The sequence below is a fragment of the Salinicoccus sediminis genome (assembly GCF_000986795.1).
GTDB classification, from domain to species: Bacteria; Bacillota; Bacilli; order Staphylococcales; family Salinicoccaceae; genus Salinicoccus; species Salinicoccus sediminis.
The window spans coordinates 1-1,444 of sequence record NZ_LAYZ01000011.1 but is presented as its reverse complement, the minus strand read 5'-3'; the positions used below and the strand labels follow the sequence as shown (position 1 = coordinate 1,444).

The 1,444-nt window shown below is 51.2% G+C and carries 2 protein-coding genes and 1 pseudogene; all 3 read left to right on the top strand.

Annotated elements, in window-relative coordinates:
• Window positions 1–415: prolipoprotein diacylglyceryl transferase family protein (locus WN59_RS07880; RefSeq protein ID WP_046515415.1), on the top strand; the 415-nt coding region annotated here is incomplete at its 5' end.
• A gap of 2 nt (window positions 416–417) precedes the next feature.
• Entirely contained in the window at window positions 418–906 is a 489-nt protein-coding gene (locus WN59_RS07875) for an acyltransferase (RefSeq protein WP_046514927.1), read from the top strand.
• A pseudogene (locus tag WN59_RS07870) lies at window positions 899–1,444 on the top strand (hypothetical protein); the annotation flags it as partial. The gene WN59_RS07875 and the pseudogene WN59_RS07870, both read left to right, overlap by 8 nt.

Genomic DNA, 1,444 nt, shown 5'->3' with positions numbered 1-1,444 from the left:
CATCGACGGCGCCTACTACCATCCGACATTCCTGTACGAATCACTGTGGAATCTGCTCGGTTTTGTCATCCTCCTCATGCTGCGGCCGAAACTTAAAGTGGGGCAGACGATCCTGCTCTATCTCATCTTTTATTCAGCAGGCAGGTTCTTCATCGAAGGAATGCGCACGGACAGCCTGATGATCGGCGACGTCCTCCGCACGGCACAGGTCATCTCGATCCTGCTCATCGTTTTGGCAGCTGCAGTGTGGATCTACCGCGAGATGAAATATGACCTGCCGAAATACGGCAGTGTACAGGGCATATACGGCCCCGGGGGCGCTGAAGCCGCCCGGGGGAAAAGAAAGCAGGCCGGTCAGACGGTCAAGAAAAAGCAGGGTCACAAAAAGGGTAAAAACCGTAAAAAAGGGAGATAGCGATGAGAAGGCTCGAGATCACAAAAGCAGGGAAAGTCAATCCGCTGTGGAATATGTACAGGACCATCTCCAGGTTCAAAGTGATAAAAAACTTCATATTCATCGAGCTCGGACGCTACGCACCTTCCACAAAGATCAAGCATGTACTGTACAGGAAGGCGCTCGGCATGAAGCTCGGGGCCAACGTATCCCTCGCATTCCGTGCCATGCCGGATCTCATGTACCCTGAGCGCATCCATATTGGCAAAAATAGTATAATCGGGTATAATACAGTAATATTGACCCACGAATATCTGGTCGACGAATACCGCATCGGTGATGTGAGGATCGGCCATGATACGATGGTGGGTGCGAACGTGACGATTCTGCCGGGTGTGGTGATTGGAAATCACGCGGTTGTCGGTGCAGGGGCCGTCGTTTCAAAAGATGTCCCCGACCATTCAACCTGCTACGGGAACCCGCTTGTTATAAGGAGCAGGAATGATGAATGACAATAGGAAAGTAATCCCCTTCAACCAGGGTGGAGAGTTCCATTTCAATCAGGGGATGAAAAAATCAGGACAAAACAATAAGCATGATGCTCTGAGGAGTTTCCAGAAGGCGATTGAACTCGAGGGGAACAATCTTGCGTACCTGTCCCAGTATGCCTATCTTCTTGCTGAGGTGGGCCGCGGGACGGAAGCCGAACATATTCTGATCAATGAGTTCATTCAGCATCAGTACGATGCTGAATTTTATTTTATACTGAGCCAGCTGTACATCATCATGAATGATCCCAACAAGGCGTTCCTCTTCGGTGTGCAGTATGTGAAGCATGAACCGGACTCCGGGTATGATGAAGAGCTCGAAAACATGTTTGAAGTGAGCATCGATGATGAGGAGGAAGTGGAGAAGGAGGCGGTCCGGTTCACCGGCCAGCACCTGTTCCAGCATCTCTTCATGAATGCCCGCATCGAAGAGGCGCTCGAGCTGCTTTCCACACTGCCGGTGGACATACAGGAGGAGCGGGAGAGATCGGAAGAGCACACG

Excerpts from the sequence above, each read along its gene's own strand:
- WN59_RS07875 (WP_046514927.1), top strand. The coding sequence starts at position 418 with ATGAGAAGGCTCGAGATCACAAAAGCAGGGAAAGTCAATCCGCTGTGG.